Annotated in this window: 25 protein-coding genes and 3 tRNA genes; 10 read left to right on the top strand and 18 right to left on the bottom strand. The window is 52.4% G+C overall.

Annotated features, from left to right (window positions below; genetic code table 11):
• Positions 1-46: 46 nt before the first annotated feature.
• The 8 genes from HMPREF1028_RS07190 to HMPREF1028_RS07155 all read right to left on the bottom strand — a co-directional run bounded on the left by HMPREF1028_RS07190 (position 47) and on the right by HMPREF1028_RS07155 (position 4,776).
• On the bottom strand, positions 47-379 hold the full coding sequence (locus HMPREF1028_RS07190; RefSeq protein ID WP_009312155.1) for a hypothetical protein: 333 nt from the start codon (positions 377-379) through the stop codon (positions 47-49).
• A 134-nt stretch (positions 380-513) separates the two neighbouring features.
• Complete coding sequence (locus tag HMPREF1028_RS07185) at positions 514-1,053, bottom strand: membrane protein (RefSeq protein ID WP_009312154.1); 540 nt, start codon at positions 1,051-1,053, stop codon at positions 514-516.
• Positions 1,054-1,134: 81 nt separating this feature from the next.
• Entirely contained in the window at positions 1,135-1,920 is a 786-nt protein-coding gene (locus HMPREF1028_RS07180; RefSeq protein ID WP_003779127.1) for a lysine exporter LysO family protein, read from the bottom strand.
• A gap of 269 nt (positions 1,921-2,189) precedes the next feature.
• Positions 2,190-2,630 carry a hypothetical protein gene (locus HMPREF1028_RS07175; RefSeq protein WP_009312152.1) on the bottom strand — a complete coding sequence of 147 codons (441 nt, stop codon included), beginning with the start codon at positions 2,628-2,630 and terminating at the stop codon, positions 2,190-2,192.
• 111 nt (positions 2,631-2,741) lie between these two features.
• Complete coding sequence (locus HMPREF1028_RS07170) at positions 2,742-2,993, bottom strand: acyl carrier protein (protein WP_003685738.1); 252 nt, start codon at positions 2,991-2,993, stop codon at positions 2,742-2,744.
• 12 nt (positions 2,994-3,005) lie between these two features.
• The gene (locus HMPREF1028_RS07165) at positions 3,006-3,266 is read right to left on the bottom strand and encodes a phosphopantetheine-binding protein (protein WP_003779133.1); all 261 of its coding nucleotides are present in this window, start codon (positions 3,264-3,266) and stop codon (positions 3,006-3,008) included.
• The gene (locus HMPREF1028_RS07160; RefSeq protein WP_036529497.1) at positions 3,263-4,021 is read right to left on the bottom strand and encodes a lysophospholipid acyltransferase family protein; all 759 of its coding nucleotides are present in this window, start codon (positions 4,019-4,021) and stop codon (positions 3,263-3,265) included. The genes HMPREF1028_RS07165 and HMPREF1028_RS07160 overlap by 4 nt, the downstream gene beginning before the upstream one ends.
• Positions 4,018-4,776, bottom strand: coding sequence for a beta-ketoacyl synthase chain length factor (locus tag HMPREF1028_RS07155; RefSeq protein ID WP_009312150.1), 759 nt, complete (start codon positions 4,774-4,776; stop codon positions 4,018-4,020). Before HMPREF1028_RS07155 ends, HMPREF1028_RS07160 begins: the two co-directional genes overlap by 4 nt.
• A gap of 174 nt (positions 4,777-4,950) precedes the next feature.
• Between HMPREF1028_RS07155 and HMPREF1028_RS07150 the strand changes: the two genes are divergently transcribed.
• From HMPREF1028_RS07150 to HMPREF1028_RS07140, 3 genes are all read left to right on the top strand, one after another.
• Positions 4,951-5,376 carry a thioester dehydrase gene (locus tag HMPREF1028_RS07150; protein WP_036529494.1) on the top strand — a complete coding sequence of 142 codons (426 nt, stop codon included), beginning with the start codon at positions 4,951-4,953 and terminating at the stop codon, positions 5,374-5,376.
• A 63-nt stretch (positions 5,377-5,439) separates the two neighbouring features.
• The gene (gene fabG, locus HMPREF1028_RS07145) at positions 5,440-6,168 is read left to right on the top strand and encodes a 3-oxoacyl-ACP reductase FabG (RefSeq protein ID WP_009312148.1); all 729 of its coding nucleotides are present in this window, start codon (positions 5,440-5,442) and stop codon (positions 6,166-6,168) included.
• The gene (locus HMPREF1028_RS07140) at positions 6,162-7,406 is read left to right on the top strand and encodes a beta-ketoacyl-ACP synthase (RefSeq protein ID WP_036529422.1); all 1,245 of its coding nucleotides are present in this window, start codon (positions 6,162-6,164) and stop codon (positions 7,404-7,406) included. The genes fabG and HMPREF1028_RS07140 overlap by 7 nt, the downstream gene beginning before the upstream one ends.
• Positions 7,407-7,648: 242 nt before the next feature.
• On the opposite strand, the gene HMPREF1028_RS07135 is transcribed toward HMPREF1028_RS07140, so the two are convergent.
• The 5 genes from HMPREF1028_RS07135 to HMPREF1028_RS07115 all read right to left on the bottom strand — a co-directional run bounded on the left by HMPREF1028_RS07135 (position 7,649) and on the right by HMPREF1028_RS07115 (position 11,318).
• A complete protein-coding gene (locus tag HMPREF1028_RS07135) occupies positions 7,649-7,819 on the bottom strand; it encodes a rubredoxin (protein ID WP_003757556.1) in 171 nt (56 codons plus the stop codon).
• 85 nt (positions 7,820-7,904) lie between these two features.
• Complete coding sequence (locus tag HMPREF1028_RS07130) at positions 7,905-8,993, bottom strand: acyl-CoA dehydrogenase family protein (protein ID WP_009312146.1); 1,089 nt, start codon at positions 8,991-8,993, stop codon at positions 7,905-7,907.
• Positions 8,994-9,146: 153 nt separating this feature from the next.
• Complete coding sequence (locus HMPREF1028_RS07125; protein WP_003764609.1) at positions 9,147-9,695, bottom strand: carboxymuconolactone decarboxylase family protein; 549 nt, start codon at positions 9,693-9,695, stop codon at positions 9,147-9,149.
• A 260-nt stretch (positions 9,696-9,955) separates the two neighbouring features.
• On the bottom strand, positions 9,956-10,894 hold the full coding sequence (gene hemC, locus HMPREF1028_RS07120; protein WP_009312145.1) for a hydroxymethylbilane synthase: 939 nt from the start codon (positions 10,892-10,894) through the stop codon (positions 9,956-9,958).
• 46 nt (positions 10,895-10,940) lie between these two features.
• Entirely contained in the window at positions 10,941-11,318 is a 378-nt protein-coding gene (locus tag HMPREF1028_RS07115) for a hypothetical protein (RefSeq protein WP_009312144.1), read from the bottom strand.
• Between the two features lie 228 nt (positions 11,319-11,546).
• On the opposite strand from HMPREF1028_RS07115, the gene ybeY reads away from it, so the two are divergent.
• Both ybeY and HMPREF1028_RS07105 read left to right on the top strand, forming a co-directional pair.
• Complete coding sequence (ybeY, locus tag HMPREF1028_RS07110) at positions 11,547-12,062, top strand: rRNA maturation RNase YbeY (protein WP_009312143.1); 516 nt, start codon at positions 11,547-11,549, stop codon at positions 12,060-12,062.
• Between the two features lies 1 nt (position 12,063).
• The gene (locus tag HMPREF1028_RS07105; protein ID WP_003779152.1) at positions 12,064-12,888 is read left to right on the top strand and encodes a transporter associated domain-containing protein; all 825 of its coding nucleotides are present in this window, start codon (positions 12,064-12,066) and stop codon (positions 12,886-12,888) included.
• Between the two features lie 188 nt (positions 12,889-13,076).
• Here the strand turns inward: HMPREF1028_RS07105 and rnr are convergent, their stop codons facing one another.
• Entirely contained in the window at positions 13,077-15,566 is a 2,490-nt protein-coding gene (gene rnr, locus HMPREF1028_RS07100; RefSeq protein ID WP_009312142.1) for a ribonuclease R, read from the bottom strand.
• Positions 15,567-15,659: 93 nt separating this feature from the next.
• Between rnr and HMPREF1028_RS07095 the strand changes: the two genes are divergently transcribed.
• The 4 genes from HMPREF1028_RS07095 to dnrN all read left to right on the top strand — a co-directional run bounded on the left by HMPREF1028_RS07095 (position 15,660) and on the right by dnrN (position 16,777).
• Positions 15,660-15,746 (top strand) — tRNA-Leu (locus tag HMPREF1028_RS07095).
• Between the two features lie 39 nt (positions 15,747-15,785).
• A tRNA-Leu gene (locus tag HMPREF1028_RS07090) sits at positions 15,786-15,872 on the top strand.
• Positions 15,873-15,965: 93 nt separating this feature from the next.
• Positions 15,966-16,056, top strand: a tRNA-Ser gene (locus tag HMPREF1028_RS07085).
• Between the two features lie 247 nt (positions 16,057-16,303).
• Positions 16,304-16,777: an iron-sulfur cluster repair protein DnrN gene (gene dnrN, locus HMPREF1028_RS07075; RefSeq protein WP_009312141.1), complete on the top strand. Its 474-nt coding sequence runs from the start codon at positions 16,304-16,306 to the stop codon at positions 16,775-16,777.
• 95 nt (positions 16,778-16,872) lie between these two features.
• Here the strand turns inward: dnrN and HMPREF1028_RS07070 are convergent, their stop codons facing one another.
• From HMPREF1028_RS07070 to HMPREF1028_RS07060, 3 genes are all read right to left on the bottom strand, one after another.
• Positions 16,873-20,274: a TonB-dependent receptor gene (locus tag HMPREF1028_RS07070; protein WP_009312140.1), complete on the bottom strand. Its 3,402-nt coding sequence runs from the start codon at positions 20,272-20,274 to the stop codon at positions 16,873-16,875.
• 537 nt (positions 20,275-20,811) lie between these two features.
• On the bottom strand, positions 20,812-21,573 hold the full coding sequence (locus HMPREF1028_RS07065; protein ID WP_009312139.1) for an endonuclease/exonuclease/phosphatase family protein: 762 nt from the start codon (positions 21,571-21,573) through the stop codon (positions 20,812-20,814).
• A gap of 164 nt (positions 21,574-21,737) precedes the next feature.
• Positions 21,738-23,291, bottom strand: coding sequence for a glycosyltransferase (locus HMPREF1028_RS07060; protein WP_009312138.1), 1,554 nt, complete (start codon positions 23,289-23,291; stop codon positions 21,738-21,740).
• A gap of 156 nt (positions 23,292-23,447) precedes the next feature.
• Between HMPREF1028_RS07060 and HMPREF1028_RS07055 the strand changes: the two genes are divergently transcribed.
• The gene (locus tag HMPREF1028_RS07055) at positions 23,448-24,413 is read left to right on the top strand and encodes a tRNA-dihydrouridine synthase (RefSeq protein WP_009312137.1); all 966 of its coding nucleotides are present in this window, start codon (positions 23,448-23,450) and stop codon (positions 24,411-24,413) included.
• Positions 24,414-24,600: 187 nt separating this feature from the next.
• Here the strand turns inward: HMPREF1028_RS07055 and HMPREF1028_RS07050 are convergent.
• The coding region (locus HMPREF1028_RS07050) for an IS5 family transposase (protein WP_009312136.1) at positions 24,601-25,026 on the bottom strand (426 nt) is incomplete at its 5' end.

Below are 25,026 nucleotides of genomic sequence, written 5' to 3'. Positions count from 1 at the left end.
GTTCACGATAATAGTGTGATTATCTAATTTTATTTTTTTATATATTTTATTGTTCATCACTAAACATAAGTGCATCTAATTTTTCAGTATCTGCTGCTATATCTTCATAGCTAGAAATAATATTTTCCAATGTTTTTAACGTTATAGTACCTGTGACATCTTGTATAACAACTTCTGTCCCTATGTTATTTAAACTACGAATTATCTCTCTAACTTTCTTTAACTCATCTAGTTTTAAATCATTTACTGCTATTACTGCATCATGGTTTTCTATTCTGGATTTTATTTCGGATAAAGAGAGTGGAGTATATTCTCTTAAAATTTTATAGGTCGAAGTTTTATCATTAATATATTTAATAATTATATCTATGGTTTTCATTTTTTCCTCTCGAGATTAAAAATCTTCAATTGGTTTTATTCGTTCCTCCAGTAAACTTGTCTTCCAGTTTCCACATTGAAGCAGTATTTTCCATTGACATGAAATGATTAATGATTGATGTGTTTTCAGACGACCTACACCTTCAATACGGCTTTCCGATACACCCACTCTCCGGCAAACAAAAGCCCCATTAACACATACGACACGATGCCGGTATAAGCCGCCCACCAGTCGTAATATTGCAAGCCTGCCAAAATGGCGGCGGTTGCGCCGTTGAGGATGAAGAAGCCGCACCAGATTTGCGTGACGCGGCGGGTGTGGCGCACGCCTTCGGGCGGCAGGTCGGGGTGTTGCAGTCGGGCGAGGCGTTCGATGACGGTTTGTTTGGCAAACAGGCTGCCGCCGAAAACGGCGAGCATCAGCACGTTGACGGCGACGGGATACCAATACATCGAGTCGGGTCGTCTGAAAATCAGTACCGCGGCGAAAAAGGCGGCAAGGATAATCGCCGTAATGCGTTGGGCTGTGGTTTGCGGCATGGCGGCGCGTATCAGCCACAGGATGCACATGGCTGCGGCAAGCCAGAAAAACGCGCCGTTTTCCCTGCCGTAATACCATAGGAGCGGATAGGCGAGGCTGGCGAGGGTCAGTAGGAGTTTTCCCAGTGTTTTCATAATGGTGTTCGGTTTCAGACGACTTTTGGGGTTTTTTGGGGGGAAAAGGTCGTCTGAAAGTTGTTTGGAAAAATAGCAGGGTCAGTTCAACATGGCAATGGCGGCGGACAGAAAAAACGGTGCGACAAGGGTCAGGATAAAGCCGCTGACGACGGCGTATTTGATGTATTCGGCGCGGCAGTTTTCTTTGACAAAGGGCAGGGCGGAGTCCATTGCCGCTGCGCCGGAAATGCCGATTGCCGCCATAGGCTGCTTTCGTCCGTAGAAATACAGGAAGACGATGCTGATCATTTCGCGGAAAAAATCGGTCATAAACGCTGCCGCACCCATTTCGGGCGATACCGCTTTTCCAACCATAGGACCCGAAAGGGAGAACCAGCCGAAACCGCCCGACAATACTAGGCTTTGGGCAAACGAATAGGGCGAACATAGCGAAAAAACGAAACACGCGGCGGAGGTTGCAGCAACGGTCAGAAGCGGCAGCAGGAAAATCCTACGTCCGAATCCGCCAAGCTGGAAATCAACCAAGTCCATGCCAACCATGAAAATCAGCAGATAGAGGATATGGGTGCTGTCGATGGGCAGATTGCCAATCTGTCGCCCGAAAAAGGCAAATGCTGCCACACCCAAACCGAAAAAAGCAAAGGCTTTGAAACAGCCGTAAAAGGGTTTGATAAAGCTGCCCGACGGCGTGGAAGCAGTCGAGGCTTCGGGTTTGCGATAAAGCGCAATCAAGGTAAACGCGCTGATAATCAGTGCGAACAGCAGGGCATATTTGACGATGTCCGCGCCCAGATTCGGGTCGGTAAAGACGCTGCCAAACTCATAGCCCATGAAAAAGAGCAGAAGCAGGACAATAAAGGACAAGGATTTGAGTAGGACTTGTCGAAGGGGTGGTGCAAGAAATTTACCAGATAGGAAACCAGTAGATAACAATGCAAGAATAATAAAGATCGATGATAAAGATGATTCCATATTTATAACTCTCCAGTTGAAAATTATTGATTTGATATTAAATATTTTGTTTCGTAAGAGAGAAGTCAATTAATATCATTGTTCTTTGAGCGGGTTTGCAGGTTGCAGTTTGCGGCCGGTTTCGCGTTTGATGTGGTCAATAAGGTCGATGGTGTCTTGGATTATTCGTTTTCTTCCTCATCTTTGCTTTTTTTAAAGTCGTCATATTCTTTGAACAGTTTAAAATATGTTGGATAAAGCTTGGCAATGCGTTTACGGTTTTTCGGGGTACAGAATTTTGCCACCTCTTTGGGTTCATGAGATTGCGGATAGCGGGAAGAAAATTGAGCTTGCTCTTGTTTGGTCATTTTTTTGACCGTTGGGCAGATAGGGGACATTTCTGATTTGCTGTTGGCAAATCCAGCCATATTCCATGCCACTATGCCGTTGCGTTCAGTCTCATCGTTTGCCTCTTTTTCACAAAATTCCATATCGTGATACATATCAAATGAATCATGAATGACTTGCATACACTCGGCATGTGTCATTTTTTTGATGAGGGAAATTTCAGCGTGCGCAGACAAGGCAGGGAGTAAGAGCAGTAGGGAAATGAATTTTTTCATGGTGTTAGTTGTATATTATGGATAAGTGAGAAAGGTTGATGTTGTTATTGATGTTCAGACGACCTTGCCGATTGACAAGGCCGTCTGAAAATATGCCGGCTTGGATCAGAATCAGGAATCTTGCGCCTGTACTTTCAAAACCGCCTGAACCACGTCTTCTACGGTGCGTACGTTGCGGAAGTCTTCGGCTTGCAGTTTGCGGCCGGTTTCGCGTTTGATGTGGTCGATGAGGTCGATGGCGTCGATGCTGTCGATTTCCAAATCTTCGTAGAGGTTGGTCTCAGGTTTGATGCGCTCGGGTTCGATTTCAAACAGGTTGACCAGTGCATCGGTCAGAAGGGTGCGTACTTCTTGTTCGGTCATATCGCTTCTCCTTTATGCCTGACGGCTTTTGACGAATTCTGCCAGTGTTTTGACGTTGGCGAAGTTTTCGCGCAGGTTGTCGTTTTCGCCGTCGAGCTGGAAGCCGAAGGTTTTTTGCACTGCCAAACCGAGTTCCAGCGCGTCGACGGAATCCAGCCCCAAGCCTTCGTCGCCGAAGAGCGGGTCTTCGCTGCCGATGTCGGCGGCGGTGATGTCTTCCAGCCCCAAGCTGTCGATGATCAATTCTTTGATTTGGTTTTCTAAGTTATTCATGTGGTTTTCCTTGTGAAATAGTCTTGAAGGTATTCGTTTAAACGCCTTGCGGCGATGGGTAGGGGTTTTTCCGCCAGCCATTCTTCGGGCAGGATGTCGTCGCCGACGGTGATTTCATAATGGATTTTGTGCGGCGGTATTTTGTACCAAGGCTGGCCTTTTTTGAAATTGGGCGGCGTCATTTTGATGCACACGGGGGTGATGACCGATGCGCTGCGCAAACCGAGCGATACCGCGCCACGGTGCATTTTAACCTGTCCGTCCCAGCTTGTGCGCGTGCCTTCGGGGAAAATCAGCATACTTTGCCCGCTTTTGAACACGGCGTCGACTTCTTCCAACATTTCCATGCTTTCGTCGTTGGGGATGTAGCCGGAAGCGATAATCTGGCTTTTCATGCTGGGGTTGTTCAACAGGTCTTTTTTGACCAGCACGTTCGGGTCGGGAAAGTGGCTGACCATCAAGACGACATCCAGCAGCGAGGGATGGTTGGCGAGGACGAGCTGCCCCGGCCTGCCGAGTTTTTCCAAGCCGTTGAAGCGGACGCTCAATACGCCCGACCATTGCAGATAGCCGACGAAAAAGCGCCAGACTTTCCCTATCATGCGCCGCGCTTCAAGCTGGCGTTTGATGTCGCCTTTGGTGGATTTGAGCGTGTAGGGCAAAAGCGCGATTTTGAACAATACGCCTGCAACGCCGAAGAGGATGAAGCCGAACAGGGTGGCAAAGAAACGGCGGCAGTAGTCTAGGGTTTTCATGGTTTTTTGCACCATGTCCATCGGCGTTTTTCATGTTGCCATTCTGCCGAAAGGTCGTCTGAAAGTAAAAAACGGATCCAGTCGAGCGCGCCCCAGTAATCGGCTGACAGCAGGTCGGACGGGTTTTCAGACGACGTGTCGTCGACATCGAGGCTGAGCGTGTAGCCGTCTCCCTGCGTCAGTACGAGCGAAAGGGCGTAGGCAAACGGGGCGCGTGTGGCGTGGACGGGGTAGTCGTCGGACAAAGGGTCGTCGGCGATTAAGACCAACACGGATGGTGCGCCGTCTTGCAGCAGGGCATAGGCTTCTGCCAAAGTGGTTTCAAAATTGTCGCTGCCGGCGGCGAGGGCGGTGTGTTCGCTCATGTCGCCGCGCAACATGGACCATTGTCCGGCGGGGGCGTTGTGGACGGACAGTCCGAAGGAGGTCGGTGAAACGCTGTCAGTTTGCAACAGCCCAAGCCATAATTCGAAACTGCGGTTGATTTCTCCGTCATGCGAGGCGTAAACCAACGGGCTGCCGGGGTATTGTTCCGCCAATTCCCACGAGGCGTCGCAAATCAGGCGCGCGGCTTTGCCCAAACGGCGGCGCTGCAGGGCGGGCAGGAAGGCAAGCGCGGGTTTGTGGTCGGGCAGCCCGGCGGTGTCTAATGTGCCTGAAGCCCATTGCCGCCATTGTTCGGGCGTGGCGATTTTACTGCTTGAAGCGTGCCAAGCGGCGATATTGAAAGAAAAACGGCAAATGTTGGATGACATGATGGTTTTCAAAAGTTTACATTGTGATGTATTTTAACGAAATAGCTTAACACATTCTAGGGTCTGATATAATCGCGCTATTCTAACGTATTCTGTTTTCAGACGACCTTTATGACTGTAAATTTAATTTGCCCCATTCATGATGTTGCTTCTTTATTGCCACACAGCGGCCATATGGTGTTGCTCGATTGTGTGACGGAATACAGCCCGAAACACGTGTGCGCCCAAGCCGGCGTGGGGGAAAAGCACATCTTGTTGGTTGATGGGGCATTGCCGGCGACATCGCTGATGGAAATCATGGCGCAGGGCATAGGCGCGTTTGCGGGCATACAGGCTTTGGAAGCGGGTGAGCCGGTGCGGCTTGGCTTTTTGCTGGGAACGCGCAAGCTGGAATTGTTTGCCGACAGCCTGCCCGTCGGAACGCAGATGAAGGTGGTCGCCAATCTGTCGATACAGGACCCGGGCGGCATGGGCGTATTCGATTGCGAACTGCATTGGACGGATGCGCCTGAAGATGCCCGCGCCAAGCTGCCCGCGGACGGGCTGGTGGCAAAAGCCTCGTTGAACGTGTACAGTCCGAAAGACGGAAAGGTCGTCTGAAAACAGTTTTCTCTATCCAGATGATGACCAATAAGCAGACCGCGCCAACCAATAGGAAACATTATGAGCGAAACCATCTTGATTACCGGCTCCAACCGGGGCATAGGCAAAGCCGTCGCACTCGGTTTGGCTGAGGACGGCTTTGATATCGTCGTCCATTGCCGTAGCCGCCGCGATGAAGCCGAAGCCGTAGCGGAAGAAATCCGCGCTTTGGGCAGACAGGCGAGGGTGTTGCAGTTTGACGTGTCCGACCGCGCAGCCTGCCGCGATATTTTGACTGCCGACATCGAAGTAAACGGCGCGTATTACGGCGTGGTGTTGAACGCCGGACTGACGCGCGACAATGCCTTCCCCGCGTTTTCAGACGACGATTGGGATTTGGTGCTGCGTACTAATTTGGATGGTTTTTATAATGTGTTGCACCCGTTGACCATGCCGATGATACGACGCCGCAAAGCCGGACGGATTGTGTGCATGGCGTCGGTGTCCGGATTGACGGGCAACCGCGGGCAGGTCAATTACAGCGCGTCCAAGGCGGGCTTGATCGGCGCGGCGAAAGCCTTGGCGGTCGAGCTGGCGAAACGCAAAATCACTGTCAACTGCGTAGCGCCAGGCTTAATCGATACGGAGATTGTCGATGAAAATGTACCCGTTGAAGAAATTTTGAAAGCCGTCCCCGCCGCGCGTATGGGGCTGCCGGAAGAAGTGGCGCATGCGGTGCGCTTCCTGATGGATGAAAAAGCGGCGTACATCACGCGCCAAGTGATTGCGGTGAACGGAGGTTTGTGTTGAATACCAGAAGAGTCGTAGTAACGGGCATAGGCGGCATTACCGCCTTCGGCCGCGATTGGCAAAGCATACAGGCGGCGTTTAAAGCTGAAAATAATGCCGTCAAATACATGGATTGGCGCGAACGTTTCCCCGAATTGGAAGCGCAACTGGGTGCGCCGATTGAAGGCTACACCCCGCCCGAACATTGGACGCGCAAGCAGCTCAGAAGCATGGGGCGCGTGTCGCACTTGTGTGTTGATGCGGCGGAGCAGGCCCTGACGGACGCAGGTTTGCTTGGAGACGAAAGCATTACCGACGGACGTATGGGCGTGGCGTGCGGTTCGTCTGTCGGCAGTACCAAAGACATCGGCGACATGGGCGAACTGCTGACTACGGGTACATCGCGCAATTTCAACGCCAATACTTATGTGCGCATGATGCCGCATACGACCGCCGCCAATATCGGCATCTTTTTCGGATTGAAAGGACGTATTATCCCGACTTCGAGCGCGTGTTCGTCCGGCAGCCAAGGCATAGGCTATGCCTACGAAGCCATCAAATACGGCATGATAGACATGATGTTGGCGGGCGGCGGCGAAGAATTTTGTCCGTCCGAAGTTTATGTTTTCGACTCGCTCTACGCTGCCAGCCGCCGCAACAGCGAACCCGAGTTGACCCCGCGTCCTTACGACAACGGACGCGACGGCTTGGTCATCGGCGAAGGCGCAGGGATTTTTGTGTTGGAAGAATTGGAACACGCCAAACGGCGCGGTGCGAAAATTTATGCCGAACTCGTCGGCTACGGTGCCAACAGCGACGGCAGCCACGTTACCCAGCCGCAAAAAGAAACCATGCAGAAATGTATGGAACTCGCGCTGCAAGACGCAGGCATTACGCCCGACAAAGTCGGCTACGTCAGCGGCCACGGTACGGCGACCGAAAAAGGCGACATCGCCGAAACGCTGGCGACCGAAGCCGTGTTCGGATTCATTCCCATGAGTTCGCAAAAAAGCTATCTCGGCCATACGCTCGGCGCGTGCGGTGCGCTGGAAGCGTGGTTCACCATCGAAATGATGAACAGCGGCTGGTTTGCCCCGACCGTCAATCTGAACGACATCGACCCGCGCTGCGGCAAGGTGGACTATATTTTGAGCGGCGGCCGCGAAATCGAAACGGATTATGTGGTCAGCAACAATTTCGCTTTCGGCGGCGTGAATACTTCGCTGGTGTTCAAACGCTGGCGGGATGAAAACGATTAATCGCAGCCGCGTTATCACAAAATCAAAAAGGTCGTCTGAAACCGTTTGACTCAACGTTTTCAGACGACCTTTTTAGTTTGTATAGTGGATTAACTATAAATCAGGACAAGGCGACGAAGCCGCAGACAGTACAGATAGTACGGAACCGATTCACTTGGTGCTTCAGCACCTTAGAGAATCGTTCTCTTTGAGCTAAGGCGAGGTAACGCCGTACTGGTTTAAAGTTAATTCACTATATAAAGCTATATCACGAAGTCCAGCAGATAAAAGTCTTCTTTGCCCACGCCGCATTCGGGGCATTTCCAATCGTCGGGGATGTCATCGAATTTGGTGCCGGGGGCGATGCCGTGTTCGGGATCGCCGAGGTCTTCGTCGTAAATCCAGCCGCAGGGGCCGCACATGTATTGTGCCATGGTGTGTTCCTTCTGATGGTTGAGGTCGTCTGAAAACGGTCGGTAAAAGGTTTTCAGACGACCCCTTGTTGGTCTGTTTCAGCCCTTATGCCGATTCCAGCGCCGCGATTTCTTTGCGCAAGTGTTTCAACGCGGGGGTAACGATGGCGACGAACATGGCTTCGCGGACGCGGCGTTGGGCGGGGCTGCGCATGAGGTAGCCTTTGGCGCCGGCGTGTAAGGCGGCGGATTGGGCTGCGGCAAGCGTCAGCTCGGCGGCGGCGGCGCGCAGTTTCAGCGTGGCGAGGTTGTCGGGCGTGTTGTTCCAAGCCAAGTCTGCCAGCCGTTCGGTGGTTTGCCATGCTTCGTCCAAGGCGGCTTTGAGGCTGTCGTAGCTGTCGTCGAGATAGCTGTTGACATCGGCGTTGACGACGTTGGCGATGCGGATGATGCCGAGGCTGCCGTCGATCACGCCTGCGCCGATGCCGATTTGCAGCAGGATAAAGCCGGACTTGATGGAGGCGATGTAGTCGGAGAACTGTTCGGGCGCGGCAATCACGTCTTCGTCAGGGATGAATACGTCTTTGAAGTTCAGGCTGAACGTGCGCGTGCCTTCGAGGGCGCAGAATTCGGGGCAGGCTTGCAGGGTTACGCCTTCCCATTGTCCGCCGGTGATGAACATGACGTAGCCGTCGCCGATTTGGGCGGTATTCGCCCAGATGTGGTCTTCGCCGATGTTGGATACCCACGGCAGCGCGCCGTTGACTTTGTAGCCGCCGTCCACGCGCTCGGCTTGAAGGTTGTGTTTTTCAATGCCAGCGAGGTGTTTGACGGTATTGGACATGCCCGTACCCGCCAATACTTTGCCTTGCAGGATGTCGGCGAGGTATTTGTCTTTGACGGCTTGGTTGGGCGTTTGGTGCAGATACCACGCGCAAGCCGCCTGACACCATGCGCTGAACGAGGTCGCGCCGCATTCTTTGCCGACTTCGCGCAAGACGGCGATTTGCGTCGCCAAACCCAAGCCGTTGCCGCCTTCCGCTTCCGTACCGACTGCGCCGAATCCGCCGATAGCGCCGAGTTCGCGCATAAAATCTTCGGGATACAAGCCATTGCGGTCGATTTCGTCCACTAAGGGTTTGAGTTTGGTTTTGACGAGTTCGGCAACTTGAGACAATAAGGTTTCACGGTTCATGGTCTTATCCTTGAAAATGTGTGCAGACGGTGCGGGAGGGCGTTCCGTTGGAAAGGGGAGGCAGTCCGTTACAGGGACGGCATTTTTGAAAAAGGTCGTCTGAAAACGGGCAAATAGTTTTGCCGCCGCTTTTCAGACGACCTTGGGTCAGAATCAGGCGAACGCCTGCAATTCAGGGTTGATTTCTGTTTGCGCGACGTTGTTGACGTAGTTGCACAAAGTCGCCAAGGCAACGCCCATTACGACTTCGACAGCCTGCTGCTGGTTGTAACCGGCGTCGAAGAAGGCTTTGAGTTCGGCATCGGATACCGCGCCTTTTTTCGCCATCACGGCTTGGGTAAATGCGGCGAGCGCGCCCAGTTTGGCATCGTCAAATTCGCCCGCCGCCAACGCGCGCGCGGCTTTGATGGATTGCTCGGACAGGAGTTTTTTCAGGGTTGCCAGCTTGGTGTGGCCTGCCACGCAGAAACCGCATTCGTTGGTGCGGGCGGCGATGATTTGGATGACTTCGACTTCACCGGGAGTCAGGCTGTTGGCGGCGTTCAGTTTGCCGACTTCTTGATAAAACGCCAACGCTTCGGGCGCGTTTGCCAATACGCCAATGAGGTTGGGGATGAAGCCGTTGTTTTTCAGCGCGGCTTCGACGCGGGGTTTTGCTGCTTCGGGAGCGGTTTCGACGGTGTGTACGGTTAAGCGTGCCATATTGGTTTCCTTTTTATTTGCGATTTGTCAAAAGATGGAGGGCATAGTAGGGAAACAAATCCCAAAGTTGAAAGACCTGATAATTATTTTGATAAAACCAATAGTTATAAACGTCCAAGAAATTGATTAGATTTATATAATTATTTAATTACATCGATAGTTTTCAAATATAGATGTAAATGGAAAGGAATCAGGAATCAAAAGAAGGTCGTCTGAAAACCAAAATACAGTTTTCAGACGACCTTTTCTTGCGAACCGATTTATTCGGCTTGTTCTTTCAAAACGGCTTCAATCAATTCCTGCGCGCCGTCGTCCGCCAGCTTTTTGGCGGCCGCGCGTCCGAGCGCGTCGGCGTAGGCGGCGGGGGCTTGCGCGTCTGCCTGCAAGATTACCGAGCCGTCGGGGTGTCCGACCAGTCCGCGCAGGGTGAGCAGGCCGTCTTCTTCGGTGCAATACGCGGCAAGCGGGACTTGGCAGCTTCCGCCCAAAGCGCGGGCGAGGGCGCGTTCGGCGGTAACGCAGGCGTGTGTGACATCGTGGTTTAAGGGTTTCAATACGTCAAGAAGGTCAGTGCGGTGTGCGGCGATTTCGATGCCCAACGCGCCTTGTCCGGCAGCGGGCAGGCTGTCGGCTTCGGAGAGAATCAGGCGGATGCGTTCGTCCAGTTCCAAACGCTGCAATCCGGCGGCGGCGAGGATGATGGCATCGTATTCGCCGTTGTCGAGTTTGGACAGGCGGGTTTGCACGTTGCCGCGCAGGGGTTTGATGACTAAGTGCGGATATCGGGCGCGCAACTGGGCTTCGCGGCGCAGGCTGGATGTGCCGACGACGGCGCCTTTGGGCATTTCTTCCAAACGCGCGTATTGGTTGGATACGAACGCGTCAAACGGATTGGCGCGCTCGCCGATGGCGGCAAGGGCGAAGCCTTCGGGCAAATCCATCGGCACGTCTTTAATTGAATGCACGGCTAAATCGGCGCGTCCGTCTTGCAAGGCTTGTTCCAACTCTTTGATAAACAGGCCTTTGCCGCCGATTTTCGACAGGGTTTTGTCCAAAATCTGGTCGCCTCGCGTGGTCATGCCCAAGATTTCGACTTCGCAGTCGGGATATAGGGTTTTCAGACGACCTTGGATATGTTTTGCCTGCCACATGGCAAGCAGGCTTTCGCGGCTGGCGATAACGAGTTTTTTCGGGTTCATTTGCAGTTTCTGATTTTCTAATTCATGAGGCGGGAAGTTCGACAGTCTAACACAAACTTTCTACGCTAACCGCCTGACTGTACTTGCCCAAGGGGCCGAATCCGTTGCCTTGGTTTTGTTCTTTGGTCAGCACTTTTCCCTGAATGCAGACATTGTTCAGGGTAACGTTATATGAGCCGGAACTCAGGCGGTTTTTTTCTACTTGGTCCATCAGGCTTTCGCCTCCGTTGATGAAATAGGTTTTTCCGTCGGCGGTAAATTCAGCCTGTTCGAGCGAATAATGGACTGTTCCTGTCATTTTGACCGTATCGCCGCTGCTTTTTTCTGTCGTCGTTTCCGTCGGTTTGGCAGCCGACGTTCCGATTTTGTTTTGCGGGGAGCAGGCTGTCAGGGCAATTAGGATGGGGAAAAGAAATTTGTTCATTTGCAATTACCGTGGTTGATAAAGGTATTCCGCTACGAAGCTGTCAGAGAAGCCGTTGCACTATATCTGTTGCAACGAAATAAACTATAATGTGTACCGGCATTGAAATGCCGATTTCGACAGACCGCAAGAAACGGAATACAGGGTCTGTCAGCATGATGGTAGTCCATACTGCCGTAAAATAAAACTTATTCTCTAAAAACATTTTAAACCCAACAGCCTTACAGCATGAAACGCGCCAAAAAATATCCCTTCTTATCGTTGCAGCGGCAACGTTTCTGCCTGAATTTTGAAAACGCCTCAACCGCCGCCAATCTTCCGAGCGAACGCGATTTCTACCGCTGGGCATGGGCGGCGTTGAAAAACGAATACCGCCGCGCCGACATCAGCCTGATTCTGCTGGACGAAGAAGAAGCCCGCGCCTACAACCGCGATTACCGCGGCAAAGACTACGCCACCAATGTGTTGAGTTTTGCCTTGAACGAAGGCGAAATCCTGCCCGATCAGTTTTCAGACGAGCTTTGCGGCGATTTGATCATCTGCCCGCAAGTCGTATTGAAAGAAGCAGTTGAGCAGGGTAAAACCGCCGAGCAGCACTTTGCCCACCTGACCATGCACGGCACATTGCACCTGATGGGCTACGACCACATCGAAGAGGCAGATGCCGAAGAAATGGAGGCGCTCGAAATCCGCCTGATGCAGGCGGCAGGTTATCCCAACCCCTACCAAGAGGACGAATACTGAAATGGACGATACCCGGTCGAAACCGACATTTTTCGAACGTTTGATTTCCCGACTTGCCGGCGAACCCGATTCCGCCGAAGACGTACTCAGCCTGCTGCGGCAGGCGCACGAGCAGGAAGTGTTTGACGCGGATACACTTTTGCGGCTGGAAAAAGTCCTCGACTTTGCCGATTTGGAAGTGCGCGATGCCATGATTACCCGCAGCCACATGAACGTTTTGAAAGAAAACGACAGCATCGAGCGCATCACTGCCTACGTCATCGAAACCGCCCATTCCCGTTTCCCCGTCATCGGCGAAGATAAAGACGAAGTACTCGGCATCCTGCATGCCAAAGATCTGCTCAAATACATGTTCAATCCCGAGCAGTTCAACCTCAAAGCCATCCTTCGTCCTGCCGTTTTCGTACCCGAAGGCAAATCGCTGAACGCGCTTTTGAAAGAATTCCGCGAGCAGCGCAACCACATGGCAATCGTTATCGACGAATACGGCGGCACGTCGGGTCTGGTAACTTTTGAAGACATCATCGAGCAAATCGTCGGCGACATCGAAGACGAGTTTGACGAAGACGAAAGCGCGGACAATATCCACGCCGTTTCCACCGAACGTTGGCGTATCAATGCCGTAACCGAAATCGAAGACATCAACGCCTTTTTTGGCACGGATTACAGTAGCGAAGAAGCCGACAGCATCGGCGGGCTGGTCATTCAGGAATTGGGACACCTGCCCGTGCGCGGCGAAAAAGTCGTTATCGGCGGTTTGCAGTTTACCGTCGCCCGCGCCGACAACCGCCGGTTGCATACGTTGATGGCGACTAAGGTGAAATAACAATTTACCTGATGAACAAATGAAGCAAGGTCGTCTGAAAACTTGGCAACAGGTTTTCAGACGACCTTTTGGGTCTCGGATTAAGGCGAAATGGAACGGTGGTTATGTAGAAATGTAGATGATGAACAACCGCCGTTTTTTATCGCACCTGTCCGTTAAACGGCTTTTGAAGTTAGCCAAAAGACAAACTATTTAGCCTTGCTTCTGCCTTTGCGCTTGGTTGGCGCGGTATCCGAGGTTTTCACCTTGATTTTCACGCTTTTGCTTGGCTTCTTGTCTTTGCGTTTGGCTTTTTCCGTTGCCGTTTTGGCTTTGGCGGTTTTCTTTTTGCCGTTTTCAGACGACGTTGCTGCGCTTTCCGGTTGGGCTTTGCTGCGGCGTTTGGCGGCGGGTTTTTCCTGTTTTACAGGCGTTTTCATCGCGTCGTCGATTTCTTTCGCCGTCAGTTTGTGCTTAGTTTTCGAGCCGGTTTGGGCGGTGGTTTTGGTGCGGCGTTTTTTGTCGCTGCTTCCGCCGCTGATCAAGGTCAGGTCGATTTTGCTGGTGTCCAAATCGGCGCGCGCTACTCGGACGCTGACTTTGTCGCCCATGTTGAAACGGATGCCGCTGCGTTCGCCTTCTATCGCCATGATTTCGGGGCGGAAGTTGAAATAGTCTTCGCCCAAATCGCTGATGTGTACCAAGCCGTCGATGTGGATGCCGTCCAAGGTAACGAAGAGGCCGAAGTTGGTCATGCCGGAGATTTTGCCTTCGAATATTTCGCCGACTTTATCGCGCATGTAATAGGTTTTCAGCCAGTTTTCCACGTCACGGCTGGCATCGTCGGCGCGGCGTTCGCAGAACGAGGTATGTACGCCCAAAGCCTGCCAGCTTTTGCTTGGCGTGTAGGTTTGCTGGTTCAACACGGCTTTGATGGCGCGGTGTACGGTCAGGTCGGGATAGCGGCGGATGGGGGAGGTGAAGTGGGCGTATGCTTCGTAGGCAAGGCCGAAGTGTCCGTCGCAATGCGGTTCGTAAACTGCCTGCTGCATGGAGCGCAGCATCATGACTTGCAGCAATTCGGCATCGGGTCTGTCTTTGAATTGTTCGGCAAGCGCGGCATAGTCTTTCGGTGTCGGGTTGTCGCCGCCGCCCAGTTGCAAACCCAGTAAGCTGAGCTGCTCGCGCAGGGTGGCGAGTTTTTCGGGTGTCGGGCCTAAGTGGTTGCGGAAGAGGGCGGTGTGTTTGTTTTTCATCAGGAACTCTGCCGCGCAAACGTTCGCCGCCAACATGCACTCTTCAATCAGTTTGTGGGCGTCGTTGCGGACAACGGGTACGATTTTTTCGATTTTGCCGTTGTCGTCGAAAAGCATTTGGGTTTCGACGCTTTCAAACTCCACCGCACCGCGTTCGAAGCGTTTTTTCTGAAGGATTTTGAAGAGTTTGTAGAGGGTGTCGATTTGGGCTTTGTGCGGATGGTCGAGGTCGTCTGAAATCCAATCCCAGACTTGGTTGTACGTCAGACGGGCATGGGAACGCATAACCGCAGGGTAGAAGCGGTATTCTTTAATATTGCCCGCGTAAGTGATGACCATGTCGCACACCATGCACAAACGCTCGACATCGGGATTGAGCGAGCAGATGCCGTTCGACAGGTTTTCCGGCAGCATGGGAATCACGCGGCGCGGGAAGTAAACGCTGGTGCTGCGTTCCTGCGCGTCCGTGTCGATAGCGTCATCGGGGCGGACATAATGGCTGACATCGGCAATCGCCACGACCAAACGGTAATTGCGTCCGATTTTTTCGGCAAACACGGCATCGTCGAAATCGCGCGCCGTTTCGCCGTCTATGGTTACCAAAGGTAAATCGCGCAAATCGACGCGGCCTTTCAAATCGCTTTTGCGAACATGGTCGGGGATTTTTTTCGCAGCTTTGGCACACGCTTCGCTGAATTGGTGCGGCAAATGGTGTTTGCGCACGGCGATTTCGATTTCCATACCGCTGTCGGCATAATCGCCTAATACTTCGATGATTTTCGCCACGGCAGGGCGGTTTTGCTCGGGATAAGTCTCGATTTCGCCGACGATGACCTGACCGGATTCGGGTTTGAAATGCGCGACGCTGTCAGGTTCTAAAACGATGCTTTGGTTCAGGCGTTTGTCTTCCGCTTCCAAAATCGCTACGCCGCGATCCATATAGAAACGCCCGACCACTTTGCTTTGCGCGCGTTCGACAATATCTAAAACCGTTCCTTCGCGGCGGCCTTTGCGGTCGATGCCGGCAGGACGGACGGTCACGATGTCGCCGTGCATGATGCCGCGCATTTGGCGTTCATATAAGACAAAATCGCCGTCTTTGGTGGGCGTGAGCGGTACGGCGAAGCCAAAGCCGTCTTTGTGCGCCTCGACACGGCATTTGACCAAATCCAATTTGTCCGCCGCGCAAACCGCACCGCGGCGGTTGATTAAAACCTGACCGTCCCGCGCCATCGCTTTCAGACGACGTTCAAAAAATTCGTACTCTTCTTCCGTAATCGACAACTCGCGTGCCAAGACTTCGATTTTCGACGGCACGCCTTTTTGCTCCAATAATTCAATGATCCACTCCCTGCTTGGCAGCGGATGTTCGTAACGTTGTTTCTCCCGTTTCAAAAACGGGTCTTTTTCTCGTAAATTTAAAGATTTAATATTTTTGTTCATTTTATTGGTTGACATTCTTTTTCTAAAATATATAATGACCGCTTCTTTGCGAAATAGTCAATCACTGTAACGCAAAACAGGAAATAAAGCAAAGCCCAGGTGGCGGAATTGGTAGACGCGCTAGCTTCAGGTGCTAGTGTCCTCACGGGCGTGGAAGTTCGAGTCTTCTCCTGGGCACCAAACCTTTTGGTCGCCGCTTTGCTTATCTCCATCCTGATTGCCCAGGTGGCGGAATTGGTAGACGCGCTAGCTTCAGGTGCTAGTATCCTCACGGGTGTGGAAGTTCGAGTCTTCTCCTGGGCACCAAATCAATTATCCGGCTTATCCGGATTTTTTATTGAATAGATTTATTTGTCTGATTAAGCTACAATATCAGGCAACGAATATGTTTGATTCCACAGAGAGGTGGATGAGTGGTTTAAGTCGCACGCCTGGAAAGCGTGTATACGTGAATAGCGTATCGAGGGTTCGAATCCCTTCCTCTCTGCCAGATTCCAAAAAGCCCGTCTTAATTAAGACGGGCTTTTTTCTTGCCTTCAATTCAGGCGGCAAGCTGCTTCAGTCTCTCTTCAGAAAAGAAATTACTTTTATTCTCAATTTGTTATACATTTCGGCTCCATCTATACAAATCAGTTTTGCAGGTGTATCCTTCACTCCGTTATATACATTCATAAAAAATCCATCTTTAAAAAGGTCGTCTGAATACGCCGGCCTGATACAAATCCAAGGATACTGCCATGACTGATTTTACCGTATGGGAAACCGCGCCGTTTGGTGCAACCATCGACCATATCCTGCAACGCTACCATGATGTACACCGCGGGCAATTTGAAGAGCTGGTTCCGTTGGCTCAAAAAGTCGCGGAAGTTCATGCCGACAGTTTTCCGGCTGAAGTGCCGGGGTTGCTTGCCTATATGCAAAACGAACTGCTGATGCACATGATGAAGGAAGAGCGCATGCTGTTTCCGATGATTAAACAAGGCGTCGGTCGCGGAGCGGCAATGCCCATTAGTGTGATGATGCACGAGCATGAGGAACACGACCAAGCCGTAGCCAAGCTGCTTGAATTGACCAATAATCTGACCGTTCCCGAAAACGCCTGCGGAAGCTGGACGCGTCTGTATACGTTGGCACGCGAAATGGTGGACGATTTGACCAACCATATCCATTTGGAAAATGAAATCCTGTTCCCGCGCGTATTGGCTTCTTAAAAATAGAGCTGGTTCAAAGGTCGTCTGAAAATTGTGTTTCAGACGACCTTAATGTTTTGCCAGTACGCAAAGAGGCTATTTTCTGTTAGAAGAAATTACCATTTCCCTGTCAAACCGATGCGCAGGGTACGGCCTGGGGCGGGCATATAGGAGCGGCTCATGGGGTCGAGGTAATAGCGGTCGGTCAGGTTGCTGCCCGTTAGCTCTGCGCTGAAATGTTTGCTGAATTTGTAACGCACATAGGCATCCACGACAGTAACGGGCTGCCAGTTGGCGTTGCTGTTGTCGCTGTTGAAAGCTTTGCTGTTTGCGCCGTCACGTTGCAGGTAGTATTCGCGCCAGCGGGCGGACGGCTGTTGTTTGTCTTCAACGCGGCTGTGGAAGGTCAGGCGCGAACCGATTTCGAGTTTTTCGTTTAGGAACCTGCCGCCGAGGTTGGCAACGACCGACCAGCGCGGCTGGATGCGGTTGATCAGCCAACCGCTGGCGAAACCGCCGTTTTGACAGTAAGGTACGGGGAAGGTGCGGCCGTGCGAGACGTATTGGTCTACATCATATTGCTGCTCGATGGCGCGGCGGTCGCAGACTTCGTTTTTCATGTTGCGCACGACGGAAAGGTCGCCGAATACTCTGCCGTTGTCGAAGCGGGTTTGGAGTTCCAGTCCGCTGATGACTTGTTTGTCGTAATTGCTGATTTGCCAGGTGGTATAGTTGCGGTCGATGACGTTGTGGGTTTTGTTGTGGAAGTAGGTCAGCCGCACGTCCGCGTAACGCATTTTGGGTAGCAGGCGGGTGAAGTCGTGGCTGAGGGAGATTTCCCAGTTTTTGGCATGTTCGGGTTTGAGCGGGTAGCGGGTGCGGTCGAAGGGGATGCTGAACAGCTTGGCGATGCTGTGGTTGCCGAAACCGAATGTGCCTTCATACATGCTGGGGAAGCGTTTGAATTCGGTGTAACGGGCAAACAGGCGAGTGTAGTCGCCGAGTTTGACGGTGGCGGAGAACATGGGGGCGAAGGCGTGGCCGCTTTTTTTCCATGAGTTGCGCAGTTCTTCTTCGGTCAGGTGCCGGTATTCGGCAACGGGGCTTTTTGCACCGATTAATGTGCCGCCTTGGTATTTGTTTTCGACTTCTCCAGTGGCTTGATTGATGCCTTTTTCGGCAAATTGTTTCAGACGGCCGTCTGAAACGGGGTTTTCGCCGTTTTTCCAATAAATGCAGTTTCCTGCCGCGGGGTCTGTCGTGCAGTCGGTAAGCGGCATATAGCCCTGTTCTATATTGGCGGGCAGTGTGGTTGAATTGTTGTATTCTTCGCTTAAATCGGTCAGCTCTTGCGGCCATGGGATGAAATCAGGGTAGCCGCTTTTCCGCCTTTCCGTTTCTTCGGGCATATTTTCCAACGCCCAGGCGTAATCGGGTACGGGCAGGGTGTTTATCCATGCCCAAAATTTTTGGTCGTATGCATCCCATGCCGCTTGCGTACGCACCACTTCGGGGCTTTCTTCATAGGCTTTCAATGCGGCTTCATATCTGGCTTTCAAATCCATGCGGGCACGGTATTCTTCCGGAGTGGCCAGTCTGCTGCCGATGGCAGCGACATTGCGGCTGTTTTCAGACAATACGTTAAATTCGCCTTCTGCTTCCAAGCGGTCGCGGTGTTTGGACAGATAATCGCGGACGAAGGTATCGGTCATGCGGTAGTCGGTATAGCGGCCGCCGGCGTTCAGTGTCAGCCACGGCGTCGGTTCGTATTTGAAGTTGAAGCCGACATTCCATTCATTGCGTTTTCCTTGGCGCGGCATGGTCATGGCGAAGTTGGAGTTTAAAGTGGTTTCGGGGTCGTCCCACACTAGTTTGCGGTATTCGTCGTGCGGCAGGGCGAGTATCCAGCTGGTGTCGCTGCTGCCTTTGAGTTTTTCGCGTTGGTAATCGCCCGTCAGGGTCAGTTCGAGTGTATCGGCCAGCTTCATGCGGTTGGACAAATTGATGCCCAAGCGGTTGTTTTTGGCGCGGTAGGCGGCAGCGTTGAAGACGGTAAAACGGTTGTTGGTGTTGGGCGGCAGTTTGTCCCATTCGGGTTCTTTGCCTTTGTAATACCAGTCTTCGGCGTATTTTTCGTTGAATATTTTGTCGAGAAACAGGGTGGATGCGGGATAGCCGCCGGTGGAATTGGTTTGCGAATTGTTAAACGTCCCCCAAATCCCCGCCTTCAAATCTATCCAGCGGTTGTTTTCGGGTTTCCATGTGTAGTCGAGGTTGACGGCGGTCTGCTTCACCCATGCCTGCGGCCATTCCGCCATCAGCGTGCCTTTGGTGAGCTTACTCATATCGGTTTGGGCGGAGCCGTCGGATTTGAGTTTGCTGCCGCCGATGTTGCCGAAGAGGATGCTGTACGGCATGATTTCGCCGAAACGGGTGTTGGTATGGCGTATGCCGAGCTGTATTTTTTGGTTGTCGGGCAGTTTGAGCGTGCCTTTGCCCAGCCACGAACGCATATTCAGGGATGTGTTGGCCACTTCGCCGGATGGATGGTAATACGTACCGACATTGGCGGTATATTCCTGAATATCCGTAACTTTTTTGGTAAATTCTTCCTCGGTCATGGAGCTGGCATTGGGGAGGTAGCCGTAGCGTTCCGCCCCCTTGCTGCCGGCAAAGTAATTGCCCTTGTCGCGCCATGCGTAGGCAATCAAGCCGTCAAACACTTCGCCGCGCATACCGGCTGAAATACGGAAGGCGTTGTCTTTAAATAATTTTCCTCGCCCGCCGAAGCGTTGTTTTTGACGGTCGCTATCATCCAGCATAATCGCCCATTCCATGCGGTCAAAAGAATAGGGTTTGGGATAACGGCGGTAGTCCGTACCCCAAGTTTCGGCGTGGGCGTATTCGCGCTGTTTGATGGTATTGTTGCCGGTTTCCATTTTGACTTCCATGCCGAATTTCTGGTCTTTCGGCACGATGTCGTCGATTTCCAGCGTTTTCATGCTGACCGAACCGCCTATGCCGGTGCGGATGTCGCGGTTTGCCGATGCGCCTTTTTCCACATACACGCTGCTGATAAGGTTCGGGTCGATGTAGTTGCGGTTGGATATGCCTTCAAATCCTCGCCATACGCTGATTGCCTGTTCCGTGCCGTCTACCGTTACCGGCACTTTGCCTTCGCCTTGAATGCCGCGTATGTTGGGATCGAGCGCGCCGCTGTTGCGCGCGTCACCGCTGAACACGCCTGCCATACCGCCGATTAAATCAGCCACGCTGCTGCCGCGGTAGGTCTCGATTTCCTGCTTGCCTTTGTACATATTGCTGATGTCACGGCTGTAGACTTGGGTGTAGCCGCTTTTATCCCGGTTGCGATGGGCTTTGACGGTAATGGTATCCATCTGCACGCTTTGGGTGGGGGTAGTATTTTCCGCCCATAACGGCGTATGCCACAGCATACTCAAGAATAAAACCAATATTTTGGGCGTAGAGGGGAATTCGACGGATTTGACAGGTTTCATGATGGATTTTCCTTTGTTCGCAACAGCTTGAAAATAGGCGAAATCTGAAATGCTTCCAGATGGCATCGGAAAATAAAACGCGAACCGAATGTAATGGGGTTGCAGCCAATTGATTAAACGGTTTGTTCGGACCGTTGATATGGATGCGCTTGCTTCACGCAAGGGAAGGGCATTTTGACAAAACAAAAGGAAAATATCCGTAGGTTACCGATTGTGTGGAAAGGAACGGCGGACAAAATACTTTGTTTCTTTAGAGCTGCAAAATAACATAAATTGATTATGATTACTATTTATATAATAATTTTAACTAAAACCCGATAATGTGTAAACAGATGCCAAACAATACAACTTTGGCATTTGGGTACATCGGAAAATCATATTTTTGAGTTTGGACGGACCAGGGTTGTATTGGATTTCGTAAAAAGTTTGCTGAGTTTGAAGTTGATTGAATAATGGCTTGAAGTTGATTTGCCGATATAAAAAGGTCGTCTGAAACCCTGATTTCAGGTTTTCAGACGACCTTTGGCATGGGTGCGGTCAGGGCAGTTTGGGTCTGACTTTGACGCTTAAGGGCAAGTGGTCGGAGAGGCGTTGCCAGTTTTTGCCGTTGTGGATTTGGGAGTCTAAGACTTCCAAGTTGCGGGTATAGACGCGGTCGAGGCTGAGGACGGGTAGGCGGGCGGGGAAGGTTTTGGGGCGTTTGCCGTTGCTGTCCACGAATACTTCGTTCAGGTTCAAGGCGTTGCCTAAGGACAGGGCGGATTTTTGCCGCCAGTCGTTGAAGTCGCCGGCGAGAATCAGCGGGCTTTGCGGGTCGATGTGATGCACGACGTATTCGAAGATGGCGCGGTATTGTTTGGCGCGGTCGGGTTCACGCAGGTTGAGGTGGGCGCACAGGCAGACGAGCGGGGTTTCCCAGCCTTCGGGCAGGACTTCGCAATGGAGTACGCCGCGCTGTTCGAGTTTGTTGACGCTGATGTTGAGGTTGTGGCGGGTTTCCAGCGGCAGGCGGCTGAGGATGGCGTTGCCGTGGTGGCGCTGCGGGTATACGGCGTTTTTGCCGTAGCTGCGGTTGTAGGAAAGGCGGTCGCCGAGGATATCGTAATGCGGTTTTTCGGGAAAATCGGGCAGCCTGCTGCTGCGGGTCAGGTGTTGACCTTGCACTTCCTGTAAAAACAGGACATCCGAGCCTATGCCGCGAAGCTCTTCCGCCATGCTGTCCACTTGGACTTTGCGGTTGAGCGCGGACATGCCTTTGTGCATGTTGTATGAGGTGATGGTAATCGGGCGGGGGGGCATGATGTGTAACCGTAGTGTGTGAGTAGTTTGTCGTTGTATTGATAGTATAACACTGCAAGTGTTTGGTTTCCGTAAAGATTTGATGTGCGGACGGTTGCTTGACGGTAAAACGTCGTCTGAAAGGTTTCAGACGACGTTTGAGGGGGAAACGCGCAGAAAACGATTTATTTTATGAACTCGTCCATGCCGTCTTCACAGCGGATTTTTTGTTCGGACAGCGTGGCTTTGAGCAGGGCGTCGTTTTGCGGCAGGGCGTCGCGTTCGGTTTCGTGATGCCAAAGGTGGTAGGCGATGCCGGCGAATTTGAGGTTGTGGCGTTTCATGCCGTTATGGAAGAGGCGGGCGACGAACTCGCTGTCTTCGCGTCCCCAGCCGACAAAGCGGTTGTCGAAGCCGTTGACGGCCAACGCATCGCTGCGGAAAAAGCCCATATTGCAGGTTTTGATGCCTTTGTGTTTGCGGCTGCTTTGTCTGCCGATCAGGGCGGACAGGCTGCGGCAGCGCAGGGCGGACAGGCGTTTTTCTATGCCTTGGCTGAACGCGGACAAATCGGGCAATTCGCCGGAATCTAAAATTTCCTGGGTGCGGCTTTGGGTCAGGATGACGCGCGAACCCTGTATCAGCCTGCCTTTGCGTGCGAGCTTGAGATGGTCGGCGATAAAGGACGGGTCGAGTATCATGTCGCCGTCGATAAGGATGACGTAGTCGCTTTTTGCCTGCGCCAGCGCGCGGTTGCGTGATTCGGCGGCACGGAAGCCGTCGTCCGGCCGCCAAGAATGTTTGACGGGGATGTCGGTATGGCTGCGGATGAACTCGACGACTTCGGCGGTGTCTTGGCGCGAACCGTCGTCCGCGACGATGATTTCGTCGGGCAGGCGGGTTTGCGCGAGTGCGGATTTCAAAACCAGCTCCAGCGCGTCGGGACGGTTGTAGGTGGTAATAATCAAGGCGACGCTGATATTGCGGTTGCGCTCGTAAAGTTTGACATATTTGTAGTACGAACCTTGCGCATTGGCGATGGAAATGGTCAAGCCGTCCGCGCCGTAGGCGAAACCGCGTTTGAGCAGGTAGTTTTTGACAAACGATACGCTGCCGTGCAACAGGGCTTTGAAGGGCGAGCTGTCTTTTTTGTAGCGGTTTTCTTCGGCGTAGAGCGAGCTGTATTGCTGCATTTTTTGAATCAGCCCTTCGGCGTTTTCGAAGGAATAGTGTTTCAGACGACCTTCGAGCGGACGGACGTTTGCATCGGGCGGCAAGATCAGCGATTCATGCACCTGACGGTCGGAAAAACGGGTAAACCGGCGGTGGTAAAGGCGCGGGATAATGTCGGGATACCAGCCGCAGGCTTTGATCAGGCGGCCGTTGTAGTGGTTCAGGCGCGAGAGCGAGAAGATGTTTTGTTCTTTGTTTTCCGCCACGGCTTTGCGGATGGCGGCAATCAGTTCGCCATCTGCCACTTCGTCGCTGTCTATGCTGAATATCCAATTGTTTTGCGCGAGGCGGGCGGCGAGGTTTTTCATCGGTCCGAAGCCGATGAAGTCGTATTTGTAATAACTGACGTTGGTGAAGCGTTCGGCGATTTCAAAGGTACGGTCGGTCGAGCCGTTGTCGAGCAGCAAAACTTCGTCGAAGTCTTGAAGCGCGGTCAAAACTTCGTGCAGATAGCGTTCCGAGTTTTTAACCAACATGGCTGCTGTGGCGGGAATTTTCGGGTTCATGATGAGGTCGTCTGAAAAGGAGTCGTCTGAAAAATCAAAATCGGGAAATCAAGGCAGTTCGGCAATGGCGGCGGTCAGTTCTTCGTGGAAAGCGTGTATTTTAACCGATATACCGCTACAATACGCATTTCCTTTTTTCAGACGACCTCCTCCGATATGCAGCTTATCCTTGCTCCTATGCAGGGGCTGGTGGACGATGTGATGCGCGATTTGCTGACCCGTATCGGCGGCTACGACGAATGCGTCAGCGAGTTCGTCCGCATTACTCACACCATCCATTCCCGTTCCACCTGGCTCAAATACGCCCCCGAAATCGCCAACGGCAACAAGACCCCTGCCGGCACGCCCTGTACCGTCCAGCTTTTGGGCAGCGACGCCGACAATATGGCGGTCAACGCCTTGGAAGCCGTCCGCTTCGGTGCGGACAAAATCGACCTCAATTTCGGCTGTCCCGCCCCCACGGTCAACAAACACAAAGGCGGCGCGGTCCTGCTCAAAGAGCCCGACCTCATCCACCATATCGTCAAAACCTTGCGCCAACGCCTGCCCGAACACATCCCGCTTACCGGCAAAATGCGGCTCGGTTACGAAGAAAAAAGCCTCGCGCTCGAATGTGCCGCCGCCATTGCCGAAGGCGGAGCCTGCGCCCTGACCGTACACGCGCGCACCAAAGTCGAAGGCTACGAACCACCCGCGCATTGGGAATGGATACGCAAAATCCGCGAACACGTCGCCATCCCCGTAACCGCCAACGGCGACGTGTTCAGCCTCAAAGACTATATCGGTATTAAAGAAATGACGGGCTGCAACAGCGTCATGCTCGGCCGCGGCGCCGTCATCCGCCCCGATTTGGCGCGCCAAATCAAACAATACGAAAACGGTGAAACCGTCCGCGATACCGATTTCGCCGAAGTTTCGGTGTGGATAAACCAATTTTTCCATTTGTGTCTCGCCAAAGAAGCGAACAACAAATACCCCGTCGCCCGCCTGAAACAATGGTTGGGCATGATGAAGAAAGAATTTGGAGAAGCGCAGGAATTGTTTGACGCGGTAAGGGCGGTCAAAGACGCGGAAGAAGTCGCGCGGATTTTGGCTGAATTTGAAGACAAGATGAATGCCTGATAATGATGAGGTCGTCTGAAAACATATTTTCAGACGACCTGAGACCTTTGCAAAAAAGCCCTTCCTCCGACAACCGAAACCCCAACACAGGTTTTCGGCTGTTTTCGTTTCAAATATCCACTGATTCTACCCAAACACCCCCTTAATCCTCCCCGGACGCCCCATAATCAGGCATCCGGGCCGCCTTTTAGGTGGCAACAGGCACACTTAGCCTGTTGGCCGCTTTCAACAGGTTCAAACACATCGCCTTCAGATGGCTTTGCGCACTCACTTTACACAGACCAAAATAGGCTGCCCGGGCGTAGCGGAATTTACGGTGCAGCGTACCGAAGCTTTGTTCGACCACATAACGGGTCTTCGACAAATATCGGTTGCGTTTGGTTCGCACTTCCGTCAGCGGACGATTGCGGTGGGCTTTGCGCATAATGCCGTCTAACAACTGATGCTCTTTCAGATGTTGCCGGTTTTCCTTACTGTCGTAGCCTTTGTCGGCATAGACGGTCGTACCTTCGGCAATGCCTTCCAACAAAGGGGACAGATGGTTGCACTCATGGGTATTGGCAGGAGTGATGTGCAGTTTCTCGATATAGCCTTCCTCATCGGTACGGGTATG

The organism is Neisseria sp. GT4A_CT1 (assembly GCF_000227275.1).
In the GTDB taxonomy this organism is placed as follows: domain Bacteria; phylum Pseudomonadota; class Gammaproteobacteria; order Burkholderiales; family Neisseriaceae; genus Neisseria.
The sequence above is the reverse complement of the archived record's forward strand: the minus strand, read 5'-3'. Positions and strand labels throughout refer to the sequence as shown.

What these genes read in the sequence shown, in the direction of transcription:
- HMPREF1028_RS07190 (WP_009312155.1), bottom strand. Translation starts at nt 379, where the DNA reads ATGAAAACCATAGATATAATTATTAAATATATTAATGATAAAACTTCG.
- HMPREF1028_RS07185 (WP_009312154.1), bottom strand. Translation starts at nt 1,053, where the DNA reads ATGAAAACACTGGGAAAACTCCTACTGACCCTCGCCAGCCTCGCCTAT.
- HMPREF1028_RS07175 (WP_009312152.1), bottom strand. Translation starts at nt 2,630, where the DNA reads ATGAAAAAATTCATTTCCCTACTGCTCTTACTCCCTGCCTTGTCTGCG.
- HMPREF1028_RS07170 (WP_003685738.1), bottom strand. Translation starts at nt 2,993, where the DNA reads ATGACCGAACAAGAAGTACGCACCCTTCTGACCGATGCACTGGTCAAC.
- HMPREF1028_RS07165 (WP_003779133.1), bottom strand. Translation starts at nt 3,266, where the DNA reads ATGAATAACTTAGAAAACCAAATCAAAGAATTGATCATCGACAGCTTG.
- HMPREF1028_RS07160 (WP_036529497.1), bottom strand. Translation starts at nt 4,021, where the DNA reads ATGAAAACCCTAGACTACTGCCGCCGTTTCTTTGCCACCCTGTTCGGC.
- HMPREF1028_RS07155 (WP_009312150.1), bottom strand. Translation starts at nt 4,776, where the DNA reads ATGTCATCCAACATTTGCCGTTTTTCTTTCAATATCGCCGCTTGGCAC.
- HMPREF1028_RS07150 (WP_036529494.1), top strand. Translation starts at nt 4,951, where the DNA reads ATGGTGTTGCTCGATTGTGTGACGGAATACAGCCCGAAACACGTGTGC.
- fabG (WP_009312148.1), top strand. Translation starts at nt 5,440, where the DNA reads ATGAGCGAAACCATCTTGATTACCGGCTCCAACCGGGGCATAGGCAAA.
- HMPREF1028_RS07135 (WP_003757556.1), bottom strand. Translation starts at nt 7,819, where the DNA reads ATGGCACAATACATGTGCGGCCCCTGCGGCTGGATTTACGACGAAGAC.
- HMPREF1028_RS07130 (WP_009312146.1), bottom strand. Translation starts at nt 8,993, where the DNA reads ATGAACCGTGAAACCTTATTGTCTCAAGTTGCCGAACTCGTCAAAACC.
- HMPREF1028_RS07125 (WP_003764609.1), bottom strand. Translation starts at nt 9,695, where the DNA reads ATGGCACGCTTAACCGTACACACCGTCGAAACCGCTCCCGAAGCAGCA.
- hemC (WP_009312145.1), bottom strand. Translation starts at nt 10,894, where the DNA reads ATGAACCCGAAAAAACTCGTTATCGCCAGCCGCGAAAGCCTGCTTGCC.
- HMPREF1028_RS07115 (WP_009312144.1), bottom strand. Translation starts at nt 11,318, where the DNA reads ATGAACAAATTTCTTTTCCCCATCCTAATTGCCCTGACAGCCTGCTCC.
- ybeY (WP_009312143.1), top strand. Translation starts at nt 11,547, where the DNA reads ATGAAACGCGCCAAAAAATATCCCTTCTTATCGTTGCAGCGGCAACGT.
- HMPREF1028_RS07105 (WP_003779152.1), top strand. Translation starts at nt 12,064, where the DNA reads ATGGACGATACCCGGTCGAAACCGACATTTTTCGAACGTTTGATTTCC.
- rnr (WP_009312142.1), bottom strand. Translation starts at nt 15,566, where the DNA reads ATGAACAAAAATATTAAATCTTTAAATTTACGAGAAAAAGACCCGTTT.
- dnrN (WP_009312141.1), top strand. Translation starts at nt 16,304, where the DNA reads ATGACTGATTTTACCGTATGGGAAACCGCGCCGTTTGGTGCAACCATC.
- HMPREF1028_RS07070 (WP_009312140.1), bottom strand. Translation starts at nt 20,274, where the DNA reads ATGAAACCTGTCAAATCCGTCGAATTCCCCTCTACGCCCAAAATATTG.
- HMPREF1028_RS07065 (WP_009312139.1), bottom strand. Translation starts at nt 21,573, where the DNA reads ATGCCCCCCCGCCCGATTACCATCACCTCATACAACATGCACAAAGGC.
- HMPREF1028_RS07060 (WP_009312138.1), bottom strand. Translation starts at nt 23,291, where the DNA reads ATGAACCCGAAAATTCCCGCCACAGCAGCCATGTTGGTTAAAAACTCG.
- HMPREF1028_RS07055 (WP_009312137.1), top strand. Translation starts at nt 23,448, where the DNA reads ATGCAGCTTATCCTTGCTCCTATGCAGGGGCTGGTGGACGATGTGATG.